The 22,756-nt window shown below is 62.3% G+C and carries 22 protein-coding genes; 7 read left to right on the top strand and 15 right to left on the bottom strand.

Annotation, left to right across the window (positions count from 1 at the left end; all coding sequences use genetic code 11):
* Positions 1 to 101: 101 nt before the first annotated feature.
* Together algB and DNK06_RS18480 are read left to right on the top strand one after the other, a co-directional pair.
* Entirely contained in the window at positions 102 to 1,445 is a 1,344-nt protein-coding gene (gene algB / locus DNK06_RS18485) for a sigma-54-dependent response regulator transcription factor AlgB (RefSeq protein WP_131181465.1), read from the top strand.
* Complete coding sequence (locus tag DNK06_RS18480) at positions 1,442 to 3,226, top strand: KinB sensor domain-containing domain (RefSeq protein ID WP_131181464.1); 1,785 nt, start codon at positions 1,442 to 1,444, stop codon at positions 3,224 to 3,226. The genes algB and DNK06_RS18480 overlap by 4 nt, the downstream gene beginning before the upstream one ends.
* A gap of 39 nt (positions 3,227 to 3,265) precedes the next feature.
* On the opposite strand, the gene DNK06_RS18475 is transcribed toward DNK06_RS18480, so the two are convergent.
* Both DNK06_RS18475 and DNK06_RS18470 read right to left on the bottom strand, forming a co-directional pair.
* Positions 3,266 to 4,048, bottom strand: a complete 783-nt coding sequence (locus DNK06_RS18475) for an N-acetylmuramoyl-L-alanine amidase (protein ID WP_131181463.1) — start codon at positions 4,046 to 4,048, stop codon at positions 3,266 to 3,268.
* Positions 4,045 to 4,638: a MarC family protein gene (locus DNK06_RS18470; RefSeq protein ID WP_131181462.1), complete on the bottom strand. Its 594-nt coding sequence runs from the start codon at positions 4,636 to 4,638 to the stop codon at positions 4,045 to 4,047. Before DNK06_RS18470 ends, DNK06_RS18475 begins: the two co-directional genes overlap by 4 nt.
* A 159-nt stretch (positions 4,639 to 4,797) precedes the next feature.
* Here DNK06_RS18470 and DNK06_RS18465 point away from each other — a divergent pair, with 159 nt between their 5' ends.
* On the top strand, positions 4,798 to 6,216 hold the full coding sequence (locus DNK06_RS18465) for a DASH family cryptochrome (RefSeq protein ID WP_131181461.1): 1,419 nt from the start codon (positions 4,798 to 4,800) through the stop codon (positions 6,214 to 6,216).
* Positions 6,217 to 6,292: 76 nt separating this feature from the next.
* Here the strand turns inward: DNK06_RS18465 and DNK06_RS18460 are convergent, their stop codons facing one another.
* From DNK06_RS18460 to DNK06_RS18435, 6 genes are all read right to left on the bottom strand, one after another.
* Positions 6,293 to 7,192, bottom strand: coding sequence for a response regulator (locus DNK06_RS18460; protein WP_131181460.1), 900 nt, complete (start codon positions 7,190 to 7,192; stop codon positions 6,293 to 6,295).
* A 141-nt stretch (positions 7,193 to 7,333) separates the two neighbouring features.
* The gene (gene phoU, locus DNK06_RS18455; RefSeq protein ID WP_131181459.1) at positions 7,334 to 8,062 is read right to left on the bottom strand and encodes a phosphate signaling complex protein PhoU; all 729 of its coding nucleotides are present in this window, start codon (positions 8,060 to 8,062) and stop codon (positions 7,334 to 7,336) included.
* A gap of 105 nt (positions 8,063 to 8,167) precedes the next feature.
* A complete protein-coding gene (pstB, locus tag DNK06_RS18450; RefSeq protein WP_131177659.1) occupies positions 8,168 to 9,001 on the bottom strand; it encodes a phosphate ABC transporter ATP-binding protein PstB in 834 nt (277 codons plus the stop codon).
* 103 nt (positions 9,002 to 9,104) lie between these two features.
* A complete protein-coding gene (gene pstA / locus DNK06_RS18445) occupies positions 9,105 to 10,760 on the bottom strand; it encodes a phosphate ABC transporter permease PstA (RefSeq protein ID WP_165493670.1) in 1,656 nt (551 codons plus the stop codon).
* Positions 10,761 to 10,794: 34 nt separating this feature from the next.
* Positions 10,795 to 13,080, bottom strand: coding sequence for an ABC transporter permease subunit (locus tag DNK06_RS18440; protein ID WP_131181458.1), 2,286 nt, complete (start codon positions 13,078 to 13,080; stop codon positions 10,795 to 10,797).
* 169 nt (positions 13,081 to 13,249) lie between these two features.
* On the bottom strand, positions 13,250 to 14,218 hold the full coding sequence (locus DNK06_RS18435; protein WP_131177661.1) for a PstS family phosphate ABC transporter substrate-binding protein: 969 nt from the start codon (positions 14,216 to 14,218) through the stop codon (positions 13,250 to 13,252).
* A 304-nt stretch (positions 14,219 to 14,522) separates the two neighbouring features.
* Here DNK06_RS18435 and DNK06_RS18430 point away from each other — a divergent pair, with 304 nt between their 5' ends.
* Positions 14,523 to 14,924: an acyl-CoA thioesterase gene (locus DNK06_RS18430; RefSeq protein WP_131181457.1), complete on the top strand. Its 402-nt coding sequence runs from the start codon at positions 14,523 to 14,525 to the stop codon at positions 14,922 to 14,924.
* A 67-nt stretch (positions 14,925 to 14,991) separates the two neighbouring features.
* Here DNK06_RS18430 and DNK06_RS18425 read toward each other — a convergent pair whose 3' ends face one another.
* Both DNK06_RS18425 and pyrE read right to left on the bottom strand, forming a co-directional pair.
* Positions 14,992 to 15,585, bottom strand: coding sequence for a DUF4124 domain-containing protein (locus DNK06_RS18425; protein WP_131181456.1), 594 nt, complete (start codon positions 15,583 to 15,585; stop codon positions 14,992 to 14,994).
* 27 nt (positions 15,586 to 15,612) lie between these two features.
* Positions 15,613 to 16,254: an orotate phosphoribosyltransferase gene (pyrE, locus tag DNK06_RS18420; RefSeq protein WP_131181455.1), complete on the bottom strand. Its 642-nt coding sequence runs from the start codon at positions 16,252 to 16,254 to the stop codon at positions 15,613 to 15,615.
* A 93-nt stretch (positions 16,255 to 16,347) separates the two neighbouring features.
* Here pyrE and DNK06_RS18415 point away from each other — a divergent pair, with 93 nt between their 5' ends.
* Together DNK06_RS18415 and DNK06_RS18410 are read left to right on the top strand one after the other, a co-directional pair.
* Positions 16,348 to 17,127 carry an exodeoxyribonuclease III gene (locus tag DNK06_RS18415; protein WP_131181454.1) on the top strand — a complete coding sequence of 260 codons (780 nt, stop codon included), beginning with the start codon at positions 16,348 to 16,350 and terminating at the stop codon, positions 17,125 to 17,127.
* 154 nt (positions 17,128 to 17,281) lie between these two features.
* A complete protein-coding gene (locus DNK06_RS18410) occupies positions 17,282 to 18,166 on the top strand; it encodes an EamA family transporter (protein ID WP_131181453.1) in 885 nt (294 codons plus the stop codon).
* Between the two features lie 43 nt (positions 18,167 to 18,209).
* Here the strand turns inward: DNK06_RS18410 and trmB are convergent, their stop codons facing one another.
* The 4 genes from trmB to DNK06_RS18390 form a co-directional block, all read right to left on the bottom strand.
* A complete protein-coding gene (gene trmB, locus DNK06_RS18405) occupies positions 18,210 to 18,881 on the bottom strand; it encodes a tRNA (guanosine(46)-N7)-methyltransferase TrmB (protein WP_242674718.1) in 672 nt (223 codons plus the stop codon).
* A 133-nt stretch (positions 18,882 to 19,014) separates the two neighbouring features.
* The gene (locus DNK06_RS18400; protein WP_131181451.1) at positions 19,015 to 19,809 is read right to left on the bottom strand and encodes a thiazole synthase; all 795 of its coding nucleotides are present in this window, start codon (positions 19,807 to 19,809) and stop codon (positions 19,015 to 19,017) included.
* A 45-nt stretch (positions 19,810 to 19,854) separates the two neighbouring features.
* Positions 19,855 to 20,055 carry a sulfur carrier protein ThiS gene (gene thiS, locus DNK06_RS18395; protein WP_131181450.1) on the bottom strand — a complete coding sequence of 67 codons (201 nt, stop codon included), beginning with the start codon at positions 20,053 to 20,055 and terminating at the stop codon, positions 19,855 to 19,857.
* 164 nt (positions 20,056 to 20,219) lie between these two features.
* Complete coding sequence (locus DNK06_RS18390; RefSeq protein ID WP_131181449.1) at positions 20,220 to 20,591, bottom strand: DUF423 domain-containing protein; 372 nt, start codon at positions 20,589 to 20,591, stop codon at positions 20,220 to 20,222.
* Positions 20,592 to 20,744: 153 nt separating this feature from the next.
* Here DNK06_RS18390 and mtgA point away from each other — a divergent pair, with 153 nt between their 5' ends.
* Positions 20,745 to 21,467 (top strand): monofunctional biosynthetic peptidoglycan transglycosylase, encoded by a 723-nt coding sequence (gene mtgA, locus DNK06_RS18385; RefSeq protein ID WP_131181448.1) that lies wholly within the window; start codon positions 20,745 to 20,747, stop codon positions 21,465 to 21,467.
* A gap of 393 nt (positions 21,468 to 21,860) precedes the next feature.
* On the opposite strand, the gene rpoH is transcribed toward mtgA, so the two are convergent.
* Positions 21,861 to 22,715: an RNA polymerase sigma factor RpoH gene (gene rpoH / locus DNK06_RS18380; RefSeq protein ID WP_131181447.1), complete on the bottom strand. Its 855-nt coding sequence runs from the start codon at positions 22,713 to 22,715 to the stop codon at positions 21,861 to 21,863.
* Positions 22,716 to 22,756: the final 41 nt, after the last annotated feature.

The raw sequence follows: 22,756 nt of genomic DNA, 5'->3' as shown, positions 1-22,756 counted from the left end.
AGCTGGCCGCTTGCACGATGCAAGATCACGTCATACTGGCCGTGCAACTTGCACGAAGATTTTCGGACTAATCTCTGCCATCCACCCCATGGAGCACGTAAATGGAAGCAACAGGTCAGAGCGGGCGCATCCTGCTGGTCGACGACGAAGCGGCTATCCTGCGTACCTTCCGCTATTGCCTGGAGGACGAGGGCTATCAAGTCACCACCGCCAACAGCGCCTCGCAAACCGAGTCGCTGCTACAACGGCAGGTGTTCGACATGTGCTTCCTCGACCTGCGCCTGGGGGATGAAAACGGCCTCGACGTGCTGGCGCAGATGCGCATCCTCGCGCCCTGGATGCGCGTGGTGATCGTCACCGCGCATTCGGCCATCGACAGTGCGGTGGATGCGATGCAGGCCGGTGCCGCCGACTATCTGGTCAAGCCGTGCAGCCCGGATCAACTGCGCCTGGCCGCCGCCAAGCAACTGGAAGTGCGCCAACTGTCAGCACGCCTGGAAGCCCTGGAAGGCGAAGTACGCAAACCCAGTGACGGTATCGACTCGCACAGCCCGGCGATGATGGCGATCCTGGAAACGGCCCGACAGGTGGCGACCACCGACGCCAATATCCTGATCCTCGGCGAGTCGGGCACCGGTAAAGGCGAACTGGCGCGCGCCATCCACGGCTGGAGCCGCCGCGCCAAGAAATCCTGTGTGACCATCAACTGCCCATCGCTGACTGCCGAACTGATGGAAAGCGAGCTGTTCGGTCACAGCCGCGGCGCCTTTACCGGCGCCAGCGAAAGCACCCTGGGTCGGGTCAACCAGGCGGATGGCGGCACGCTGTTTCTCGACGAGATCGGTGACTTCCCGCTGACCCTGCAACCCAAGCTGCTGCGTTTCATTCAGGACAAGGAATACGAGCGCGTGGGCGACCCGGTGACCCGTCATGCCGACGTGCGCATCCTCGCGGCGACCAACCGCGACCTCGCCGAAATGGTCAAGGAGGGGAATTTCCGCGAAGACCTGCTGTACCGCCTGAACGTCATCACCCTGAACCTGCCGCCGCTGCGCGAACGCGCGGACGACATCCTCACCCTGGCCGACCGCTTCCTCGCCCGTTTCGTCAAGGATTACGCCCGCCCCGCCCGCGGTTTCAGCGAAGAGGCACTGAAGGCACTGCTCGACTATCAGTGGCCTGGCAATATCCGCGAGCTGCGCAACGTGATCGAGCGTGCCAGCATCATCTGCCCCGGCGAATGGGTGGATATCGCCCACCTGGGCATGAGCGCGCCGTCCACCAACAGCGCGCCGCGTGTGGGCGCCGACCTTAGCCTCGAAGAACTGGAAAAGGCGCATATCTCGGCGGTGCTGGCCAACAGCGATACCCTCGATCAAGCCGCCAAGACACTGGGCATCGACGCTTCGACCCTGTATCGCAAACGAAAGCAGCTCGGTCTATGAAGCTTCGCAGCAAGCTGTTTCTCAGCACCAGCGCCCTGCTCACCGTCGCCTTGCTGGGCCTGATGCTGAGTATCTTCAGCGTGCTGCAGCTTACCCAGTCGCAAAACCAGACGCTGGCACACAACCTGAAGGTCATCAGCGAAAGCCTCGACCTGCGCCAGGAGCTGGGCAAGCAGCTCTTTCTGATGCTCAGTGAGGATTTCGACCAGCAGACGGTGCAGAGCCTGCAGGAATCCGATCGGCGCATCCGCAAATGGATCGACGATGGCTTGAAGGCAAACACAACGGACAGTGACCGTCAGGCGATCGTCGAGATCCAGACCGACTATCAGAAATTCAGCCGCCTGCTCGAAGATCCACTGGCCGTGCGCCACGAGTTGCTCGTCAATGACGATTTCGCCAAGATCATCGAAACCGTTCGCGACCGCCTCAACACCCTGCAAATGAGCTATGTGGCTGCCGTGCAGCACTCGGAAGCCAAAGCCCGCGAGCGCGCCTGGCTGATCGCCGGGCTGTTGGGGCTGGTCGGGCTGGCGGTATTGGTGATCGGTTTCATCACCGCCCACACCATCGCCCGCCGGGTCGGCCAACCCATCGATGCCCTGGCTCGCGCCGCCGATCAGATTGGCCGGGGGGATTTCCAGGTAACGCTGCCGATTACCCCGGTTGCCGAACTGTCTGCGCTGAGCCGCCGCTTCGGCCTCATGGCGGAAAGCCTGCGCCAGCTCAAGAGCAGCAACGTCGAGGCGCTGATGGCCGAACAGCACCGCCTGCAGGCGGTGCTCGACAGCATCGACGACGGCCTGTTGATCTTCGGTCGCGATGGCCTGCTGGAACATTTCAACCCGGTCGCCCAGCGACAGCTCGGCTGGCACGACCAGCCGCTCGGTCAAAGCCCCAGCCAGGCCCTGGCGCGCCCCGAACTGGATGACCAGCTGCAGCACGTATTGCAGGGCCACAGCCTGGAACAGCGGCTGGCGGATCTGCAGGTCGAAGCGAACGGCGAAACCCGCCTGCTCAAGTACAGCCTGACGCCGGTCAGCCACAGCCAGGGGCATATCCTCGGCGCCGTGATGGTGCTGCATGACGTCACCGAACAGCGTGCCTTCGAGCGAGCCCGTAACGAGTTCGTGCTGCGCGCCTCCCACGAGCTGCGCACACCGGTGACCGGCATGCACATGGCGTTCGGCCTGTTGCGCGAGCGCAGCAAGTTCGCCGAAGAGTCCCGCGAAGCCGATCTGGTGCGCATCCTCGACGAGGAAATGGAACGCCTGGTGCACCTGATCGAGGATCTGCTGAATTTCTCGCGCTACCAGAGCGGCGTGCAGAAACTCGAGTTGGCGCCTTGCGACATTCCCGATCTGCTCGAACAGGCCGCCAAACGACACGCTGGCAAGGCGCAGGCACTACAGGTCAGTCTGGCGCTGGAGACGGGCGATGCACTGCCGCGCATCCATCTGGATCGGGCACAGATCGACCGCGTACTCGATCACCTGATCGACAACGCCCTGCGTCACAGCCCCGAGGCCGGAACCATCAATCTGCAGGCGCAACGCCAGGACGACCGGCTGCTGATCAGCGTCAAGGATGAAGGCGAAGGCATCGCCTACGGCCAGCAGGCCAGGCTGTTCGAACCCTTCGTACAAATCGGTCGCAAGAAGGGTGGCGCCGGGCTCGGCCTGGCACTGTGCAAGGAAATCGTCCGGCTGCATGGCGGGCGCATCGGTGCCGAATCCCAGCCTGGCCAGGGCGCGCGCTTCCATATGGCACTGCCACTGTAAGCAGGCAACGGTACGGGCGCCACATTGACGGCACCCCCGCTATGCCTTGCCCATGCGGTTGAGCACCAGCAGCAGCGCCGCTGTTTCCGCGTCCGGCTGGCCATCGTAGAGCGCTTGCCGGTACTTCATCTGGAAGGCCCGGATCACGTTGCGCGTGGCTTCGTCGAGGACACCGGTGTCTGGCACCACGTACCCCTGCTCCACCAACTGCTGCTGAAACCACTCGATGTCTGGCAGGCTGACACTGAAGGCAGCCTGTTCACGCGCCACGACGGCGGCATTCGGCCAGGGCATCAGGCCGGCATCGGCCAGTTGCTTCCAGGGAAACAGCGGGCCCGGATCGACCTTGCGCTGCGGCGCGATATCGCTGTGACCGATGATGCTGCCAGGCGGCAGCTGGTGGCGCTGCATGATGTCCTTGAGCAGCACGATCAGCGCGTCGATCTGCGGCTGGGCATAAGGCTGCCAGTAACGCCCTTTGGGCGTATCGAAGTACCCCTGATTGATCAGTTCGATACCGATGGTAGTGCCGTTGAGCCAGGTGCGGCCCTGCCACTCGCTGACCCCGGCGTGCCAGGCACGACGATTCTCGTCCACCAATTGGTAGATGGTCGGCGGCACCGCGTTGATCAGATAGTGAGCACTGACTTCTTCCTTGGTCAGCAGCTCCAGGGATCGTGGCAGGTCGGCCGAGGTGTAGTGCAGCACGATGTACTGCACCCGGCTGCTCTGACCGCTGGATGTGTAGCTGTGATCGATGCGTGGCCCGCTGCTGCAACCGGCGAGCAGGAGGGCGAACAAGGCAAGACTGAAGAATTTCATGGTTGGATATGCAATACGCTTTGTAGATTGTCCAGCAGCATGTCGACGCTGAGCATGATCAACAGCATGCCCATCAGTCGCTCCACTGCGGTCAGCCCGCGAGGGCCGAGGAAACGCTGCAGCGTCGAGGCCTGCAGCAGGATGAAGGCGGTCGCGGCCCAGGCCAGCAACACACCCAGATAAAGCTCCCAGAGTTGCCCCTCGTGGGTGTTGCGCAGCGTCATCAGCACCGCCAGTGCCGAAGGCCCGGCCACCGCCGGGGTGGCCAACGGAACCAGCATTGGCTCGCCGTCAGGGACATCGCCCAGCAGGCCCTGCGGGCTGGGGAAAATCAGGCGCATGGCGATGACGAACAGGATGATACCCCCGGCAATCGCCGTTGCCTCCCGCGACAGGCCCAGAGCGCTGAGCACTTTGTCACCAAAGGTAAGGAACAGTAGCAGCAATGCCAGGGCGAATAGCAACTCACGGGCGGCCACGCGGAAGCGACGCTCGGGCGCGACGTTCTTCAACGCGGCGATATAGATGGCGATGTTGCCGAACGGGTCGGTGACCAGAAAGATCAGAACGGCGATGCTGACGATGTCCATAGGGGCTCCTGAAAACAGCCGCACAGTCTAGTGGCTACTGCAGCCGACGTCAGTCAGCAATGCACCGTCGTATTACCGTCCACGAACCGCCAGCAGGCGACGCTGAACTTGTCGCACCACTCGGTAATCCATATGCAGACCACTATGAGGGAACATCCCATGCGTGCGCTGCTCTGGTTCAAACAGGATCTACGCCTCGACGATCATCCCGCACTGCAGGCTGCCCTTGGCGCCAACCATCTCCTGCCCCTGTACGTGCTCGACCCGGCGCTGCTGCAGCTCGATGAGTTCGGCAGCCGACGCATCGGCGTGCACCGTGCGCGTTTTCTGCTGGAGAGCCTGAGCGCCCTCGACAGCGCCCTGCGCCAGCGCGGCTCGAAACTCCTGGTGATAAACGGCAAGCCGGAAGAAGTGATCGTGCAGATGGTCGAGCAGTTCGACCTGCAGCAGGTTCTGACCCTCGACGAAATCGCCCCGCAGGAACTCGCACAGCTCGCTCGCGTACGCGAAAACCTTGGCGCCGTTCCCCTGCGTACGGCGCAGAGCAACGGCTTGTTCAGCGAAACCGAACTGCCATGCCCTCTGGAACAATTACCGCGGGTGTACAGCCAGTTCCGCGCCCTGATCGATGCACGCCAGTACGTGTTCCAGCCCCAGGCCGCACCGGATCAGTTGCCACCATTACCGGAGGGCGTCGATACACAGGCCTTCGGCCTGCCGACCCGATTCCAGTTCGGCCTTGGCGATGCCCTGAGCGTCGCGCCGAGCGCATTCCCCTTCTCGGGAGGCGAAATCGCTGCCCAGGCACGGCTGCGCGATTACCTGTGGGACAGCCAGGGCGTGCGCCGCTACAAGGAAACGCGCAACGGCATGATCGGCAGCGAATACTCGTCGAAGTTCTCGCCCTGGCTGGCCAACGGCAGCCTGTCGCCGCGCCGTACCGCCGCCGAGTTGCGCCGCCATGAATCACTCTACGGTGCCAACGAGTCCACCCACTGGCTGTGGCTGGAGCTGCTGTGGCGCGAATTCTTTCGCTGCACCCTGCAGCGCCATGGCCAGGCACTGTTCGAGGCTGGCGGCCTGAAGGCCACCGAGCGTGCTCCGCAACAGATCGATGAACGCTTCGAGCGTTGGGCGCAAGGCCGCACCGGGATGCCGCTGGTCGACGCCAACATGCGCGAGCTGGTCGCCACCGGTTTCATGTCCAATCGGGGCAGGCAGGTGGCCGCCAGTTACCTGGTCAGCGACCTGCAGCAGGACTGGCGCCATGGCGCCGCCTGGTTCGAGGAGCACCTGATCGACTACGATCCGGCCAGCAACTGGGGCAACTGGGCCTACCTCGCCGGAGTCGCCAGCGATCCGCGGCTCAAGCGCATGTTCAACGCACTCAAGCAAGCCCGCCAGTACGACCCTCAGGGCGAGTACGTGAGCTTGTGGATTCCGGAACTGAGCAGCCTGCCCGAACATCTGCGCCACACACCGTTCCTGCTACCGCACCTGCAGCTGGAAGCGATCAACTATCCGCGTCTGGAGCAGATTCCGGAATCCTGGCAGCAGCATCTCAACGACGTTGCATGACAGGCTTAACGGGCTGTTCGGCGATTGCGAGAGTGGTTGATGAGCAGCGTGTCGAGGGTGGTGAATCAGATGCGGCTTAGCCACCTGGCGTGAAGTGCTTCTGGGTGGTGCCGCGGGCGATCAGCCGTGACAGGTAATCCAGCTTTTGCGGGTCACGGTCGACGAAACGCACTACCACCTGCAGCCATTCACTATCGGGCTTTGGCTCGAAGGCAGCGATGCTGTGCAGATAGCCGTTGAGACGTGCCACTTCCGACGCCTCGCCCTGCTCCAGATCGAGCACCACGCTTTCCAGCACTTGAGGAATCAGCTCGCCGCGCTTGACCACCAGCAACGCCTCCTTGAGGCTCAGAGCCTTGATCACACAGGCCATCGTGCCACCCGACAGACGCATCTGACCCTGGCTGCGGCCCATCGGCGTGCTTGACACAGCCTTGGCGGAAGCCGGACTGACGCTGGGCGCCGCCTGCTGCGCTGCGCCGGGCGGGCGCACCACTTCGGCTTTGCCGGCAGTCAGCGCCGCCAGCGAATCATTGGCGAAGGCGCCGGTACTGAGCATCTTCGGCGGAGCAGACGCCATCAGTCGCGCCAGTTTGCCACTGCGCTGCAAGGCCTTCTTGACCTTGGTGATCAGTTGTTCGTTGGAGAACGGCTTGCCAATGAAGTCCGAGACACCGGCCTGAATGGCCTGCACGACGTTTTCCTTGTCGCCACGGCTGGTGACCATGATGAACGGCACACCTTTCAGCGCTTCCTGTTCACGGCACCATTGCAGCAGCTCAAGCCCCGACATCTCCGGCATTTCCCAATCACAGAGGATCAGGTCGATCGGGTTACGGCCGAGCACCTGCTGGGCCTTGCGCCCATTGACGGCTTCCTCGATCTGGATACCGGGAAGATGGTCGCGTAGCCCCTTCTTCACCAGATCGCGGATAAAGGTGGCATCGTCCACCACCAATACACTGACTTTGCTCATCGACCACTCCCTCGAATGGTCATTAGCATAGTCGCGGGCACTGACCTAAGGCCAATACTAAAGCGTAACGCTGCGAAGCGCGTGGAGACAGCCTCCCCTCATCGGGTATCCACGCGTTCTCAGGTTACCAGGCAGCCAGGATCACTCTTTGGCGCCGCCCTGCACTTCTTCCTGCATGCGGGTCAGGCCGATGTGTTTGACGTCGGTGCCGCGCACCAGATAGATCACCAGTTCAGCGATATTGCGCGCGTGATCGCCGATACGTTCCAGCGAACGCAGCGCCCAGATCACGTTGAGCACGCGGGAGATCGAACGCGGATCTTCCATCATGTAGGTGACCAGCTCGCGCAGCGCCGTCTTGTACTCGCGGTCGACGGTCTTGTCATACTGCGCGACCGACAACGCCAGGTCGGCGTCGAAACGAGCGAAAGCGTCCAGCGCCTCCTGCACCATCTTGCGCACCTGATCACCGATGTGGCGAACCTCGACATAGCCACGTGGCGACTCGCCTTCTTCGGTGAGCAGGATCGCGCGCTTGGCGATCTTGGTCGCTTCGTCGCCGATGCGCTCCAGGTCGATCACCGACTTGGAGATGCTGATGATCAGGCGCAGATCCGAGGCCGCTGGCTGGCGACGGGCGAGAATGCGTACGCATTCCTCGTCGATATTGCGTTCCATCTGGTTGATCTGGTCGTCGATCTCGCGTACTTGCTGGGCCAGGCCGGAGTCGGCCTCGATCAGCGAAGTGACGGCGTCGTTGACCTGCTTCTCGACCAGGCCGCCCATGGCCAGGAGGTGACTGCGTATATCCTCCAGCTCGGCGTTGAACTGCTGGGAAATGTGATGGGTCAGGCTGTCTTTGTTGATCATCTTGGTCGCTCCGCGAGCCTCAAGCTTCAAGCTTCAAGCTGCAAGTTAATCGTCGTCGTGAATCGCTCTTGCTTGCCGCTTGAAGCTTGCGGCTTGCAGCTGCTGTCAGCCGTAACGCCCGGTGATGTAGTCCTCGGTCTGTTTCTTCTCGGGGTTGGTGAACAGCGCGTCGGTATCGCCGAACTCGATCAGCTTGCCCATGTACATGAACGCCGTGTAGTCGGACACCCGGGCAGCCTGCTGCATATTGTGGGTGACGATGACGATGGTGTACTTGGATTTCAGTTCGTAGATCAGCTCTTCGACCTTCAGCGTGGAGATCGGATCGAGGGCCGAGCAAGGCTCGTCGAGCAGCAGCACTTCCGGCTGTACCGCCACCGTGCGGGCGATCACCAGGCGCTGCTGCTGGCCGCCGGATAGGCCGAGGGCCGAGTCATGCAGACGATCCTTGACCTCATCCCACAGCGCGGCGCTCTTCAGGCCCCATTCCACGGCCTCGTCGAGCACACGCTTCTGGTTGATGCCCTGAATACGCAGGCCATAGACCACGTTCTCGTAGATGCTCTTGGGAAACGGGTTGGGCTTCTGGAACACCATGCCGACGCGACGACGCAGTTCGGCGACGTCTTCGCCCTTGCGGTAGATGTTGCGGCCGTCGATGTTGATCTCGCCTTCCACGCGACAACCGTCGACCAGATCGTTCATCCGGTTGAAGGTACGCAGCAGGGTCGACTTGCCGCAGCCGCTCGGGCCGATGAAGGCGGTCACGCGCTGCTTGGGGATGTTCATCTTGACGTCGTACAGGGCCTGCTTGTCGCCGTAGAACAGGTTCAGGCCCGGTACTTCGATGGCCACGGTTTCGTTGGCCAGGTCGAGGCTCTGCTTGTCACGGCCCAGGGCCGAGATGTCGATGCCGTGGGTAGCGGTTTCGTGTTGCATAAGTGCTCACTCCGTTCGCAGCGCCAAGCTGCAAGCTGCAAGCTGCAAGCCCGTCCGCCGCGCTTCTGCTTGAAGCTTGCGGCTTGAGGCTTGCGGCTCGGATTTAGTGGTCCAGGGCCTTGTACTTCTCGCGCAGGCGGTTGCGCATGTAAACGGCCGTCAGGTTGAGAATTGCGATCACCATTACCAGCAGCAGCGCGGTGGCATAAACCAGCGGCCGCGCGGCCTCGACGTTGGGGCTTTGGAAGCCGACGTCATAGATATGGAAGCCCAGGTGCATGATCTTCTGGTCGAGGTGCAGGTAAGGATAGTTACCATCGACCGGCAGGCTCGGCGCCAGTTTCACCACACCGACCAGCATCAGCGGCGCCACTTCACCCGCGGCACGGGCCACGGCAAGGATCAGCCCGGTCATCATCGCCGGGCTGGCCATCGGCAGCACCACGCGCCAGAGGGTTTCGACCTTGGTCGCACCCAGCGCCAGGGAACCTTCACGCAGCGCCCGCGGAATACGCGCCAGACCTTCTTCGGTGGCGACGATCACCACCGGCACGGCGAGCAGTGCCAGGGTCAATGAGGCCCACAGCAGGCCCGGCGTACCGAAGGTCGGTGCCGGCGCTGCCTCGGGGAAGAACAGGCGGTCGATCGAACCACCCAGCACGTAGACGAAGAAGCCCAGGCCGAACACACCGTAAACGATCGCCGGGACACCGGCCAGGTTGTTCACCGCGATGCGGATGACCCGGGTCAGCGGGCCCTGCTTGGCGTATTCGCGCAGATAGATCGCCGCAACCACGCCAAACGGGGTGACGATGACCGCCATGATCAGGGTCATCATGATGGTGCCGAAGATCGCCGGGAAGATACCGCCCTCGGTATTCGCCTCTCGCGGATCGTCGCTGACGAACTCCCACAGCTTGCTGCCGTAGAAGCTGAGCTTGTCGAGGGTCGACATGGCGTTCGGGCGGAAAGCGCGCACCACTTTGCCGAGGCTGATTTCCTGCTCGCGGCCATCGGCCGAACGAACGGTCATGCTGTCGCGATTGAACTGCTGATGACGGGCATTCAGCTCGGCTTCCAGCACCTTGTACTCGGCATCCCAGCGGGCACGCTCGGCGTCGAGGTCGGCCTGGGCCGCGTCGGTCAATCCACCGCTGAGTTCCAGCTTGCGGGTCTGCAGACGGACGCGCTCGAGACCGGCGTTGATGCGGCCGATATCACGTTTCTCCAACTGCACGATCTGGCCGTGCAGATCGTCGACGCGCTCGATGCGCTTCTGCAGTTCCGGCCAGGCGGCATCGCCTTCGGCAACCAGCTTGCCGTCTTCCTTGACGTTGATCAGGTAGCCGTAGAAGTTGCCCCACTCGCGGCGCTCGAAGGCGGTCAGGGTCTCGGGCTTGCGCTGCTCACTGAGCCATTCGCCGACCACCCAGGAGAAGTCCGCGCCATACAGATCGCGGTTACCGACCTTGAGCAGCTCGCGAGTCATGAACTCGCCGCCCTCGACGTTCACCGGCAAGCCGGCAGAGGCCAGGCGGGCACGGGGAATCTCTTCCTTCTGCACCACTTCGCCGGCCATGATCTTGGCTTCTTCACCAGGGATCTGGTAGCTGGCCTCGATGATGTCGGCCGGCCAGAAGTGGGCCAGACCACGGGTGGCGATCACGGCCAGCAGACCCAGGGTCATGATGATGGCGATGGATACCGCACCGGCGTTCATCCAGATCCAGGGCGAACCGCTCTTGAACCAGGATTTCATGTTGTGCTGTTTCACGGACATAGTCTTGCAGTCCTCAGAGCGAAGCGTACTTGACGCGCAGGCGCTGACGCACCAGCTCGGCCAGCGTATTCATGACGAAAGTGAACGACAGCAGTACCAGGGCGGAGAGGAACAGCACCCGGTAATGGGTACCACCGACCTCCGACTCGGGCATTTCCACCGCCACGTTGGCTGCCAGGGTGCGCAGACCTTCGAAGATGTTCATGTCCATGATCGGCGTGTTGCCGGTGGCCATCAGCACGATCATGGTCTCGCCGACGGCGCGACCCATGCCGATCATCACCGCCGAGAAGATGCCCGGGCTGGCGGTCAGGATCACCACGCGCGTCAGCGTCTGCCACGGCGTGGCACCCAGGGCCAGGGAGCCGAAGGTCAGGCTCTTGGGCACGCTGAACACGGCGTCTTCGGCGATCGAGTAGATGTTCGGGATCACCGCGAAGCCCATGGCCAGACCGACCACCAGAGCATTGCGCTGGTCGAACGGGATGCCCAGGTCATTGCTCAGCCAGGCGCGCATGTTGCCGTCGAACAACCAGTTCTCCAGGTAGCCGCTCATGCTCAGCGACACGCTGCCAACCAGCAGGATCACCGGGATCAGCAGCGCCGCTTCCCAGCCATCGGGCACACGCAGGCGCACCGATTCAGGCAGGCGGCTCCACAGGAAGCCCGCCAGCAGAATGCCGATCGGCGTGAAGATCAACAGGCTGAAGATACCGGGCAGGTGTCCCTCCACATAAGGCGCGAGGAACAGGCCGGCGAAGAAGCCGAGGATCACCGTCGGCAGCGCTTCCATCAGCTCGATCACCGGCTTGACCTTGCCGCGCATGGCCGGGGCCATGAAGTAAGCGGTGTAGATCGCCGCGGCGATGGCCAGTGGGGCGGCCAGCAGCATGGCGTAGAAGGCAGCCTTGAGCGTACCGAAGGCCAGCGGTGCCAGGCTCAGCTTCGGCTCGGCGTCGGTGCTGGCCGAGGTCGACTGCCAGACATAAGCCGGCTTGTCGTAGTTCTCGTACCAGACCTTGCCCCACAGCGAGCTCCAGGAAATTTCCGGGTGCGGGTTATCGATCAGCACGCGCTCGATCTTGCCATTGGCTTCGACCAGAGCACGGTTGGCGCGCGGTGACAGAGCGGCGATGTTGTAGCCTTCCGCTACCGGCTCGACCAGCAGGGTGCGGTGCGCAGTGCTGTGGAAGATACCCAGGTTGCCCTTGGCGTCCAGGGCGATAAAACCCTTGCGACGCTCTTCCGAGATGATCTGGGTGATAGGGCTGCCAGCCATGGTGAATTCACGTACCGGCTTGAGCGAGGACTTGCCGTCCTCGTCACGCACCATGAACCACTGCTGGATGCCGCCGGCACTATCGCCGATCAGCAGGGAAATACCGCCCAGCAACGAGGTGGCGTAAGTGATTTCGCGGGCACCATCGTTGAGCAGCTTGTAGCGACCGTTGAGGGCCTTGCTGCGTATGTCGAAGACATCGGCAGTGGCACGACCGTTGATCACGAACAGCCAATGCTGACGCGGATCGATGATCAGCTCCTTGATCGGCTCAGCGATCTGCGGCAGCGCCAGGCGCTCCTCGCTGGTGCTGACCTCACCGGTCATCAGGTTCTCGGTACGGCTCAGGCTCAGGGCCTGCAGCTCACTGCCTACCGAGCCAGCGACCAGCAACGTACCGCTGTTCAGGCTGATGCCCATATGTTCCAGCGGACGGCCTTGAGGATCGATGGTCAACGGCGTTTCGCCGAACGGGTAGACGATGGTCGGCGTGATGGTCTTCACGTCGTTCGGGTAGGAGATCCGATAGGTGTGTTCGAACACCAGCGCCTGGCCATTGGACAGACCGAGCGCGACGCGGTGGCTGCCTGGCTGATCCTCACCGACGGAGACCACCTCGCTGCCCGCAGGCAGGGGTAGCTCGATACTGGTCAGCGCCGCCATGCTCTGAGCATCGAAGAACTGAACCTGGCCATCGCGAGCCAAGCGCATACCGACCTGGTTCTGTTCTTCCAGGGCCAGCAGCAGGGGTGCGCCGGCATCGGCCAACCACGCGGGTTCTACAGCGTCGCGCTTCTCGATGTCGGCGCCCTGGAACATCGGCAGCACGACATAGGCGAGGTAGAAGAAGATCAGGGTGATGGCGCCAAGCACGGCCAAGCCACCAACCGACACGCACCAGCGTGCCAGGCGATCCTTGAAGGCGCGTATGCGGCGCTTGCGTTGCAGGGCCGGAGTGTTGAAGTCCAGCCCGAGGGAATTGGGAGAGGCGGTCATGGGTTCACTTGCCAAGTCATTCATAGTGGAGAGCGTCTCTGCGCGGCCATGAGCGCGCCGTATTTTTCGTCCGTTTCACTAGCCAGGCCAAATCTAGCCTGTTCGTGTGACAAAAAAGTTACAGCACGGTGACGTAGCGAAGCCCACCTCCCGGGGGAGAGGCGGACTGCGGGAGTTGCTTACTACGTGCGGCTTACAGCCCCAGTTCCGTGCGGGTCTTCTCGACTACCTTGGCAGGCAGCGGGATGTAGCCATCCTTGACCACGACGTCCTGGCCCTGCTTGGACAGGATCAGCTTGAGGAACTCCGCATCCAGCGGGCTCAGCGGCTTGTTGGGCGCCTTGTTCACGTAGATGTAGAAGAAGCGAGCCAGTGGGTACTTGCCGGACAGCGCGTTGTCCTCGTTGGCTTCCTCGACTTCGCCTTGCTTGTTCACCAGGGGAACGGCACGGACGCTGGCGGTACGGTAGCCAATGCCCGAGTAGCCGATGGCGTTGACGGTGCTGGAGATCGACTGCACCACGGAGGCCGAACCCGGCTGCTCGTTGACGTTGGACTTGAAGTCACCTTTGCACAGGGCTTCTTCCTTGAAGTAGCCGTAGGTGCCGGATACCGAGTTACGACCGAACAGCTGAACCGGCTTGGTAGCCCACTCGCCGGTCAGGCCGATGTCGCCCCAGGTTTTCAGGTCTTTGGCTTCGCCGCACAGACGGGTACTGGAGAAGATGGCATCGACCTGCTGCATGGTCAGTTGCTTGATCGGGTTGTCCTTGTGCACGAATACGGCCAGGGCGTCGATGGCGACCGGAACGGCGGTCGGCTTGTAGCCGTACTTCTGTTCGAAAGCCTGGATCTCGCTGTCCTTCATGGCACGCGACATCGGGCCGAGGTTGGCGGTGCCTTCGGTCAGTGCAGGTGGCGCGGTGGAAGAACCAGCGGCCTGGATCTGGATGTTCACGTTCGGGTAGGACTGCTTGTAGTTTTCAGCCCACAAGGTCATCAGGTTGGCCAGGGAATCGGAACCGACGCTGGACAGGTTGCCAGATACGCCCGAAGTCTTCTCATAGGTCGGCAGAGCCGGATCGACAGCGGCAACCGCATTGGCAGTGGCGACGCCAGCTGCAACAAATGTCATGGCCGCCATCAAACGCTTCAGTTTCATGCCTTGCTCCTAGCAGAGTGGTAATCATTGGAAGGCCGGCGTGCCGTGGTCGTAGCGCCCGATCTACCGCCTTCTCACGATTGGGTCGTGTTGGTTGGAACGGGGCTCAGTATCGTCAGCCGATGTGACCACTCTATGTAATCAATGTGACAGTTGGATGACGATGCAAATTGAGCATCGGCGGAGACGAATCCGGGTGCATGGGCGCTCGCAACGCGTTAAGGTCGCGGGGCGACCACCCAGTCGGTATACTTTCCCGGCCCATCTCCACAGGGCCAACCACCGCGCCGCGAGCCGTGAACAGATGAAAGACTTCGAACAGGAAGACCCGATACCTCAGGGCGATCTGGCACTGCAGATCACCGCACTGCCGCGCGAAACCAATGGTTTCGGCGACATCTACGGCGGTTGGCTGGTCTCGCAGATGGATCTGGCTGGCACCGCCATGGCGAGCAAGGTCGCCGCTGGCCGCGTCGCTACCGTGGCCATCGATCGCATGGCCTTCCTGGTTCCGGTCGCCGTTGGCGCGCAGTTGTCCTTCTATACCCAGGCACTGGAGATCGGCCGCAGCTCGATCCAGATGTTGGTAGAAGTGTGGAGTGACGACCCGTTGTCCAGCGAATGGCGCAAGGTCACCGAGGCAGTCTTTGTGTTCGTCGCCATCGACGGCAGTGGCCGTACCCGCTCGGTACCAGCACGCCGCTGAGAAAGTGGACGGACGCACGTAGCTGCCGCCCTTTCTCCACCATCAGCGCCGCATGGGTTTCAGGCTTTTAGCGATCTTGTCCGAGCAGCTCGCCCACCCGTGAACGATCCGCTGCAAAATTGCTTTCCGCCTGTTTGCGCGCTGCCTGGTGACGTTCGATTTCCTTCTGCAGGCGAACCTGCTCATTACGCTGGCTGGTGATCTGGCCAAGCAGTTGCTCGGGCACCTGACGCCCCGCGCGCTCCAGATCCGCGGCCTGCTTCTGCAGGTTGGCCTGCTGCAGTCGCGCCGACTGCAAGTTACCGGTGGCAACACCGATCAGTCCGTCCAGCTCAGCCAGCTTGCGCGCCTGCGCACGGTCGACGTCCTCGGAGCTGCTGTACAGGCGCAGCAACTGAACATCGGACTTCGCCCGCTCCCGGTCAGCCAGCAGCTTCTTCATTTCCTCAGGCGTCGGAGCCGGCGGCACCACGCGCACGACGCGGCCCTGCTCGTTGAGCACGTCATAGCCCTTGCCGATGAACTCGCTGGGCACGCCCTGACGGTTGATCACCGTAATGCCCTGGGCATTGGTGTAGCGATACATCTCGCTGGCGCCCGCCCAAAGCGGCAGCAGCAGACCAAGCCAGAGGGTGCGACGCATGATGGGCGATTTGGACATGGAACGCGCTCTCTCGGCTTGCCAGGGTCAGATGCCGTACTCGGCCCGATAGGCTTCCACAGCAGGCAAATAGTGCTTCAGTTCAGCATCATCGGCCAGATATTCCAGCACTTGCTGCAGAGACACAATGCTCACTACTGGAATACCGAAGTCGCGCTCCACCTCCTGGATCGCCGACAGCTCGCCACGGCCGCGCTCCTGACGATCCAGAGCGATCAGTACACCGGCAGCCTGGGCGTTCTGCGCCTGAATGATCTGCATCACTTCGCGGATCGCGGTGCCGGCGGTGATCACGTCATCGATGATCAGCACACGGCCACTCAGCGGTGCGCCGACCAGAGTGCCGCCTTCGCCATGATCCTTGGCTTCCTTGCGGTTGAAGCACCAGGGCAGGTCGAGATCATGATGCTCGGCCAGCGCCACGCCGGTGCTGGCAGCCAGCGGAATACCCTTGTAGGCCGGGCCGAACAGCACGTCGAACTCGATACCGCTGTCCACCACCGCCGCCGCGTAGAAGCGCCCGAGGCGAGCCAACGCCAAACCGCTGGCGAACAGGCCAGCGTTGAAGAAGTAAGGGCTGACGCGCCCCGACTTGAGGGTGAACTGGCCGAAGCGCAGAACGCCTCGTTCGATGGCAAAACGAATGAAATCGCGCTGATACGTTTGCATGAATGACCCTGAGGCGGCACTGGATGTGGCTTGGAATTACTAAATGACGTCTAGCTCAGGTATCATACACGCACGTGTTTTTGGGGGCCATTTATGCGGATCATCAGTGTGAACGTGAATGGTATTCATGCTGCAGTCGAGCGCGGTTTGCTCAGTTGGCTGCAAGCACAGAATGCCGACGTGATCTGCCTGCAGGATACCCGTGCCTCCGCCTTTGAGCTGGACGACCAAGCCCTCCAACTGGATGGCTATTTCCTCTATGCCTGCGATGCAGAAGTGCCAAGCCAAGGTGGCGTGGCGCTCTACTCGCGGTTGCAACCCAAGGCGGTAATCAGCGGACTCGGTTTTGAAACGGCCGATCGCTACGGGCGCTACCTGCAGGCGGATTTCGACAAAGTGAGCATCGCCACGCTGCTGCTGCCATCGGGCATGGGCGGTGACGAGAACCTGAATCAGAAATTCAAGTTCATGGACGATTTCTCCAAGTACCTGGACAAGCAGCGCCGCAAGCGCCGCGACTACATCTATTGCGGCTCGCTCTATGTCGCCCACCAGAAACTGGATGTGAAGAACTGGCGTGACTGCCAGCAATCGCCCGGCTTCATGGCGCCTGAACGCGCCTGGATGGACGAGATCACTGGTGCCATGGGTTATGTGGATGCCGTGCGCGAGGTCAACCGCGAGGCTGACCAGTTCAGTTGGTGGCCGGACAACGAACAGGCCCAGATGCTCAACCTGGGCTATCGCTTCGACTATCAGTTGCTCACCCCTGGCATGCGCCGCAGCGTACGCACCGCGCGCCTGCCGCGTCAGCCGCGTTTCTCCCAGCATGCGCCGCTGATCGTCGACTACGACTGGACGCTGACTGTCTGATCGAGATGTCGCCTACATGAAAACGCCCCGACCTGTTCGGGGCGATTTTATTTGTACCGTGCTGTATGGGAAAAAATGCCGCTAACTGTGGCGTGTCAGCCCCGGCCATCCGCGCTAGCCTGCGCGTCCGCATACCACCACACAAGGCCGCGCCATGACACCCAAGGACATTCTGCTGGCCGCCGTGGTGATCGTTGCCTGGGGCGTGAACTTCGTGGTGATCAAGGTCGGGCTGGAAGGCGTACCGCCGATGCTGCTCGGCGCCTTGCGTTTCATGCTGGCGGCCTTTCCCGCCATTCTCTTCGTGCGTCGCCCGGATATGCCGCTGCGCTGGCTGCTCGCCTATGGTCTGACCATCTCCCTGGGCCAGTTCGCCTTTCTCTTCTCGGCCATGTACGCCGGCATGCCCGCAGGCCTGGCGTCGCTGGTGCTGCAGGCGCAAGCGTTCTTCACCCTGGGCTTCGCCGCGCTGTTCATCGGCGAAACGGTACGCCGCAGCAGCCTGATCGGGCTTCTCGTGGCGGCTGCGGGGCTCTTGCTGATCGGCAGCGAAAGCGGGCGCAGCTTCACCCTGGCCGGCTTCGTTCTGACCCTATGTGCGGCGGCGATGTGGGGGCTCGGCAATATCGTCACCAAGCGCATCGGCAAGGTGAACCTGGTCAGCCTGGTGGTGTGGGGCAGCCTGATTCCGCCACTGCCGTTCCTGGCACTGTCGCTGATGCTCGAAGGGCCTGCGCAGATCGAAACAGCGCTGCGTACCATCTCCCTCAACTCACTACTGGCCATCGCCTACCTGGCGTTCATCGCCACCCTGCTCGGCTACGGCCTGTGGAGTCGCCTGCTGTCACGCTATCCGGCCAGCCAGGTGGCACCCTTCTCGCTGCTGGTGCCGGTAATCGGCCTCAGCTCGGCCTGGTTGCTACTGGATGAAGGCCTGAGCCTTGCGCAGTGGATAGGTGCAGCAGTGGTGATGCTCGGCTTGCTCATCAACGTATTCGGTGCGCGCCTGCTGCAGCAGTTGCGCGGGGCTGCTGCCTGACAGAGGGGCACTGTTGGGGCAACGATCCGCCTCACCCGCTCGATCAATCGATGCGCTCGAATTTCAGATCCCACACACCGTGTCCCAGACGCTCGCCACGGCGCTCGAACTTGGTCACCGGGCGTTCGGCCGGGCGCTCCACACAGCGGCCATCGGCCGCCTGGTTGCGATAGCCAGGGGCGACATTCATCACCTCCAGCATGTACTCGGCATAGGGCTCCCAGTCGGTGGCCATATGCAGCACGCCGCCGACCTTGAGCTTCTGACGTACCAGCTCGGCAAACGCCGGCTGGACGATACGGCGCTTGTGGTGACGCGCCTTGTGCCAGGGATCCGGGAAGAACAGCAGCACGCGGTCGAGGCTGGCATCGGCCACGCATTGGCGTAGCACTTCCAGAGCATCGCAGCTGTACACGCGAACGTTGCCAAGGTTTTGGGTCATCACCCCATTGAGCAGGGCACCTACACCCGGCTTGTGCACTTCCACGCCGATGAAATCCTGCTCCGGCGCAGCCGCCGCCATCTCCAGAGTGGAGTGCCCCATGCCGAAACCGATTTCAAAGGTACGCGGCGCCTGACGGCCGAATACCGCGTCGAAATCCTGGGCGCCACTGTCCAGTTCCAGACCGAACTTCGGCCAACCCTGGTCGAGGCCACGCTGCTGGCCGAAGGTCATGCGGCCGGCGCGCATCACGAAACTCTTGATGGTGCGCAGATGCCGAGGGGTTTCATCGGCGGTGGTTTGTTCGATATCGCTCATGGGGCACTCGGGGCACGCAATTAGGGAAAGGGAAAACCGCGAACGGGGACTGTTCGTCCCCGTTCGGCACCTGCGCTGCAGGTGAACCTCAGCGAATCAGGCCGTCGAGCGGGGATGATGCGCTGGCATAGAGCTTCTTCGGCATACGCCCGGCCAGGTAGGCCAAACGACCGGCCTCGATGGCGTATTTCATGGCCTGGGCCATCAGCACCGGGTGCTGGGCATGGGCGATGGCGCTGTTCATCAGCACTGCCTCGCAACCGAGCTCCATGGCGATGGTGGCATCGGATGCGGTGCCCACGCCGGCATCCACCAGCACGGGAACGGTCGCTTCCTCGAGGATGATGCGCAAGTTGTAAGGGTTGCAGATACCCAGCCCGGTACCGATCAGACCGGCCAGCGGCATCACCGCGATGCAGCCCATTTCCGCCAGTTGCCGGGCGATGATCGGGTCATCGCTGGTGTACACCATCACGTCGAATCCTTCCTTGACCAGCACTTCGGCAGCCTTGAGGGTTTCGATCACGTTGGGAAACAGGGTTTTCTGATCGGCCAGCACTTCCAGCTTGACCAGCTTGTGGCCATCCAGCAGTTCACGGGCCAGGCGGCAGGTTCGCACGGCCTCGACGGCGTCGTAGCAACCGGCGGTGTTCGGCAGGATGGTGTAGCGATCCGGCGAAATCACGTCGAGCAGGTTGGGCTCGCCCGGGTTCTGGCCGATGTTGGTACGCCGCACCGCCACGGTAATGATCTCCGCGCCCGAGGCCTCGATGGCTGCACGGGTTTCGTCGAGATCCTTGTATTTACCGGTACCGACCAGCAGGCGCGATTGATAGGTACGGCCGGCCAGGGTAAAGGGCTTGTCGCTGACAGCGTGGCTCATGGGGATTCCTCTGCACGGAAGGGTTGAATGGGCGCGGCGCAGGGCTCAACCGCCGCCGATGGCATGTACCACTTCGAGGCGATCGCCCTCGGCCAACGCGGTGCTGGTGTACTGGCTGCGCGGGACGATATCGAGGTTGCGCTCGACCGCGACACGGCGCCCCGCCAGCTCCAGGCGCTCGATCAGGTCGGCGACACTGGCGCCCTCGGGCAATTCGAGGGGTTCACCGTTCAACTGGATATGCATGGCGACACGTCACAACAGGAGAAAGGGCCGGCATTCTAGCCCGATCACAGACGATGACCAAGGCGCAGGCCGGCCATTCGTCTCAGAAGCTGTTCGCGATCCAGCGAGTTAGAGCCTGCATTTGACGCCGCAGGGCCGAGACGCAGCAGCCCGTGGATGGGTTCTCAGGCCATGCGCCAGGCCAGCAGACCCAGACAGGCCCAACCGGCCAGAAAGGCGAGCCCGCCGAACGGAGTGATGATACCGAGTTTGCTGACGCCGCTGAGGGTCAGCAGATAGAGGCTGCCGGAAAACAGCACGATACCAATGGCGAAGAAGCCACCCGCCAGGTTCACCAGACGGCCAGGAGCCACCAGTGCGAGGATGGCCACGCCAAGCAATGCCAGGGCATGGATCAACTGGTAATGGGTGCCGGTCTGGAACACCGTCAAGTACTCGGGGCTCAGTTTATGCTTCAGCCCATGGGCGGCGAAGGCACCCAGGGCAACACCGGAAAAGCCGGCGAAGGCCGACAACAGCAACCACAGACGAACCATAGCTTCCTCACCGATCTCACGAATGATGAGGCAGAGTTTACGCCCTCAACTATCCCGACGCGTGCTCCCGATTGCCGCAGCGGCGGGCAGCATTGTCCGCAAGGGCGCAGGGAGCCGTATAATGTTCGGCCAACCAATCCTGGCTCCCCGCGCATGCTCCGATCCATTCGCCGCCTCCTGCTGAAGCTGCTGCTCTGGTTCATCGCCGGCTCCTTCCTGCTGGTGCTCGCCTTGCGCTGGGTTCCGCCACCGGGCACGGCGTTGATGGTCGAGCGCAAGATCGAGTCGTGGATCGACGGCAAACCTATCGACCTGCAACGCAGCTGGCGATCCTGGGACGAGCTGCCCGACGACCTGAAGATCGCGGTCATCGCCAGCGAGGATCAGAAGTTCGCCCAGCACTGGGGCTTCGATGTCGACGCGATCAAGGCCGCGGTGTCGCACAACCAGCAGGGCGGCTCGGTGCGTGGAGCCAGCACCCTGAGTCAGCAGGTGGCGAAAAATCTGTTCCTCTGGTCTGGCCGTAGCTGGCTGCGCAAGGGCATCGAGGTGTGGTTCACCGGGCTGATCGAGCTGCTCTGGCCGAAACAGCGCATCCTTGAGGTTTACCTCAACAGTGCGGAATGGGCTGACGGTGTATTCGGCGCAGAAGCGGCGGCGCGGCACCACTTCAATATCGGCGCCCCCTATCTCTCGGCGCGCCAGGCCAGCCTGCTGGCAGCCGTGCTGCCCAACCCGCGACAACTCGATGCCGGCCGTCCCAGCGGCTACGTCAATCAGCGTGCCGACTGGATCCGCCGGCAGATGCGCCAGCTCGGCGGCAGCCACTACCTGAACCAGCTGCAAGCGCCACGCCCAGGCTGGTGGACCAGGTAAACAATTGTTCCTGGATATTTGCGTTCATGAATGGGCTGCTTAAAGGCGGTAGTGGCCGTAGGATGGATCGGGGCGCGCAGGTGAAACCCATCGGCAATTGATGGGTTTCACCCATCCTACGATCTGCTCAAAGGCGGAAACGGACGCTCACCCCGTAGGGTGGATGACGCTCTTTTCATCCACCATTGCGATCGCAGAGCGGTGGACGGATCGGGCCGCGTAGGCAAGCGTCGTCCACCCCACGAAAGGCCGCCTCCGCCTTATCGTCGCCATTATCACCAGCAGGCTGCATAGCCTAAGCTGCGCGTAGCGATGCTCCAGAACCGATTGCGCCCCCCACAAACGAAAACGCCCCGAGCGGAGTCGGGGCGTTTCGGGTGCGGCTGACTGGAATCAGGCGGCGATGGAGCCCTTGAGCTTGTTCATCGCGTTCTTCTCCAACTGGCGGATACGCTCCGCCGAGACGTTGTACTTGGCCGCCAGCTCGTGCAGCGTGGCTTTCTCCTCGGCCAGCCAGCGCTGCTGAAGGATATCGCGGCTGCGCTCGTCGAGCGCCTCGAGAGCCTCGTGCAGGTTGGCGCTGGACGTGTCGCTCCAGTCCTCGTCTTCCATCTGCCTGGCAGGATCGTAACGATGGTCTTCCAGGTACTGGGCCGGAGACTGGAAGGCGCTGTCGTCGTCGGCATCGGCGGCCGGATCGAAGGCCATGTCATGGCCGGTCAGGCGGCTTTCCATTTCGCGCACTTCACGCGGCTCGACGCCCAGGCTCTCGGCAACGGCATGCACTTCGTCGTTGTTCAGCCAGGCCAGACGCTTCTTCTGGCTGCGCAGATTGAAGAACAGCTTGCGCTGTGCCTTGGTGGTCGCGACCTTGACGATGCGCCAGTTGCGCAGAATGAACTCGTGAATTTCGGCACGAATCCAGTGCACGGCGAAAGAAACCAGGCGCACACCCATTTCCGGGTTGAAGCGCTTGACCGCCTTCATCAGGCCAACGTTACCTTCCTGGATCAGGTCAGCCTGGGCCAGGCCGTAGCCGGAATAACTGCGCGCGATATGCACGACGAAACGCAGGTGGGCCAGCACCATCTGGCGGGCGGCCTCGAGATCCTGGCTGTAGAAAAGATTACCGGCCAGTTCGCGCTCCTGCTCGGGCGTCAGCAGCGGAATGCTGTTGACAGCATGCACGTATGCTTCCAGGTTTGCGCCTGGAACCAGAGCATGAACAGGTTGCAAAGAAGTGGACATTCGAATCCTCCGATTCACGAAACGTACGCAGTGTAACACTG

Origin of the sequence: Phytopseudomonas daroniae (genome assembly GCF_004327285.1) — a bacterium.
Taxonomy (GTDB): domain Bacteria; phylum Pseudomonadota; class Gammaproteobacteria; order Pseudomonadales; family Pseudomonadaceae; genus Aquipseudomonas; species Aquipseudomonas daroniae.
Note: the sequence above shows the minus strand (reverse complement) of the source record. Positions and strands in the feature narration are given on the sequence as shown.

Excerpts from the sequence above, each read along its gene's own strand:
- algB (WP_131181465.1), top strand. The coding sequence starts at position 102 with ATGGAAGCAACAGGTCAGAGCGGGCGCATCCTGCTGGTCGACGACGAA.
- DNK06_RS18480 (WP_131181464.1), top strand. The coding sequence starts at position 1,442 with ATGAAGCTTCGCAGCAAGCTGTTTCTCAGCACCAGCGCCCTGCTCACC.
- DNK06_RS18475 (WP_131181463.1), bottom strand. The coding sequence starts at position 4,048 with ATGAAATTCTTCAGTCTTGCCTTGTTCGCCCTCCTGCTCGCCGGTTGC.
- DNK06_RS18470 (WP_131181462.1), bottom strand. The coding sequence starts at position 4,638 with ATGGACATCGTCAGCATCGCCGTTCTGATCTTTCTGGTCACCGACCCG.
- DNK06_RS18465 (WP_131181461.1), top strand. The coding sequence starts at position 4,798 with ATGCGTGCGCTGCTCTGGTTCAAACAGGATCTACGCCTCGACGATCAT.
- DNK06_RS18460 (WP_131181460.1), bottom strand. The coding sequence starts at position 7,192 with ATGAGCAAAGTCAGTGTATTGGTGGTGGACGATGCCACCTTTATCCGC.
- phoU (WP_131181459.1), bottom strand. The coding sequence starts at position 8,062 with ATGATCAACAAAGACAGCCTGACCCATCACATTTCCCAGCAGTTCAAC.
- pstB (WP_131177659.1), bottom strand. The coding sequence starts at position 9,001 with ATGCAACACGAAACCGCTACCCACGGCATCGACATCTCGGCCCTGGGC.
- pstA (WP_165493670.1), bottom strand. The coding sequence starts at position 10,760 with ATGAAATCCTGGTTCAAGAGCGGTTCGCCCTGGATCTGGATGAACGCC.
- DNK06_RS18440 (WP_131181458.1), bottom strand. The coding sequence starts at position 13,080 with ATGAATGACTTGGCAAGTGAACCCATGACCGCCTCTCCCAATTCCCTC.
- DNK06_RS18435 (WP_131177661.1), bottom strand. The coding sequence starts at position 14,218 with ATGAAACTGAAGCGTTTGATGGCGGCCATGACATTTGTTGCAGCTGGC.
- DNK06_RS18430 (WP_131181457.1), top strand. The coding sequence starts at position 14,523 with ATGAAAGACTTCGAACAGGAAGACCCGATACCTCAGGGCGATCTGGCA.
- DNK06_RS18425 (WP_131181456.1), bottom strand. The coding sequence starts at position 15,585 with ATGTCCAAATCGCCCATCATGCGTCGCACCCTCTGGCTTGGTCTGCTG.
- pyrE (WP_131181455.1), bottom strand. The coding sequence starts at position 16,254 with ATGCAAACGTATCAGCGCGATTTCATTCGTTTTGCCATCGAACGAGGC.
- DNK06_RS18415 (WP_131181454.1), top strand. The coding sequence starts at position 16,348 with ATGCGGATCATCAGTGTGAACGTGAATGGTATTCATGCTGCAGTCGAG.
- DNK06_RS18410 (WP_131181453.1), top strand. The coding sequence starts at position 17,282 with ATGACACCCAAGGACATTCTGCTGGCCGCCGTGGTGATCGTTGCCTGG.
- DNK06_RS18400 (WP_131181451.1), bottom strand. The coding sequence starts at position 19,809 with ATGAGCCACGCTGTCAGCGACAAGCCCTTTACCCTGGCCGGCCGTACC.
- thiS (WP_131181450.1), bottom strand. The coding sequence starts at position 20,055 with ATGCATATCCAGTTGAACGGTGAACCCCTCGAATTGCCCGAGGGCGCC.
- DNK06_RS18390 (WP_131181449.1), bottom strand. The coding sequence starts at position 20,591 with ATGGTTCGTCTGTGGTTGCTGTTGTCGGCCTTCGCCGGCTTTTCCGGT.
- mtgA (WP_131181448.1), top strand. The coding sequence starts at position 20,745 with ATGCTCCGATCCATTCGCCGCCTCCTGCTGAAGCTGCTGCTCTGGTTC.
- rpoH (WP_131181447.1), bottom strand. The coding sequence starts at position 22,715 with ATGTCCACTTCTTTGCAACCTGTTCATGCTCTGGTTCCAGGCGCAAAC.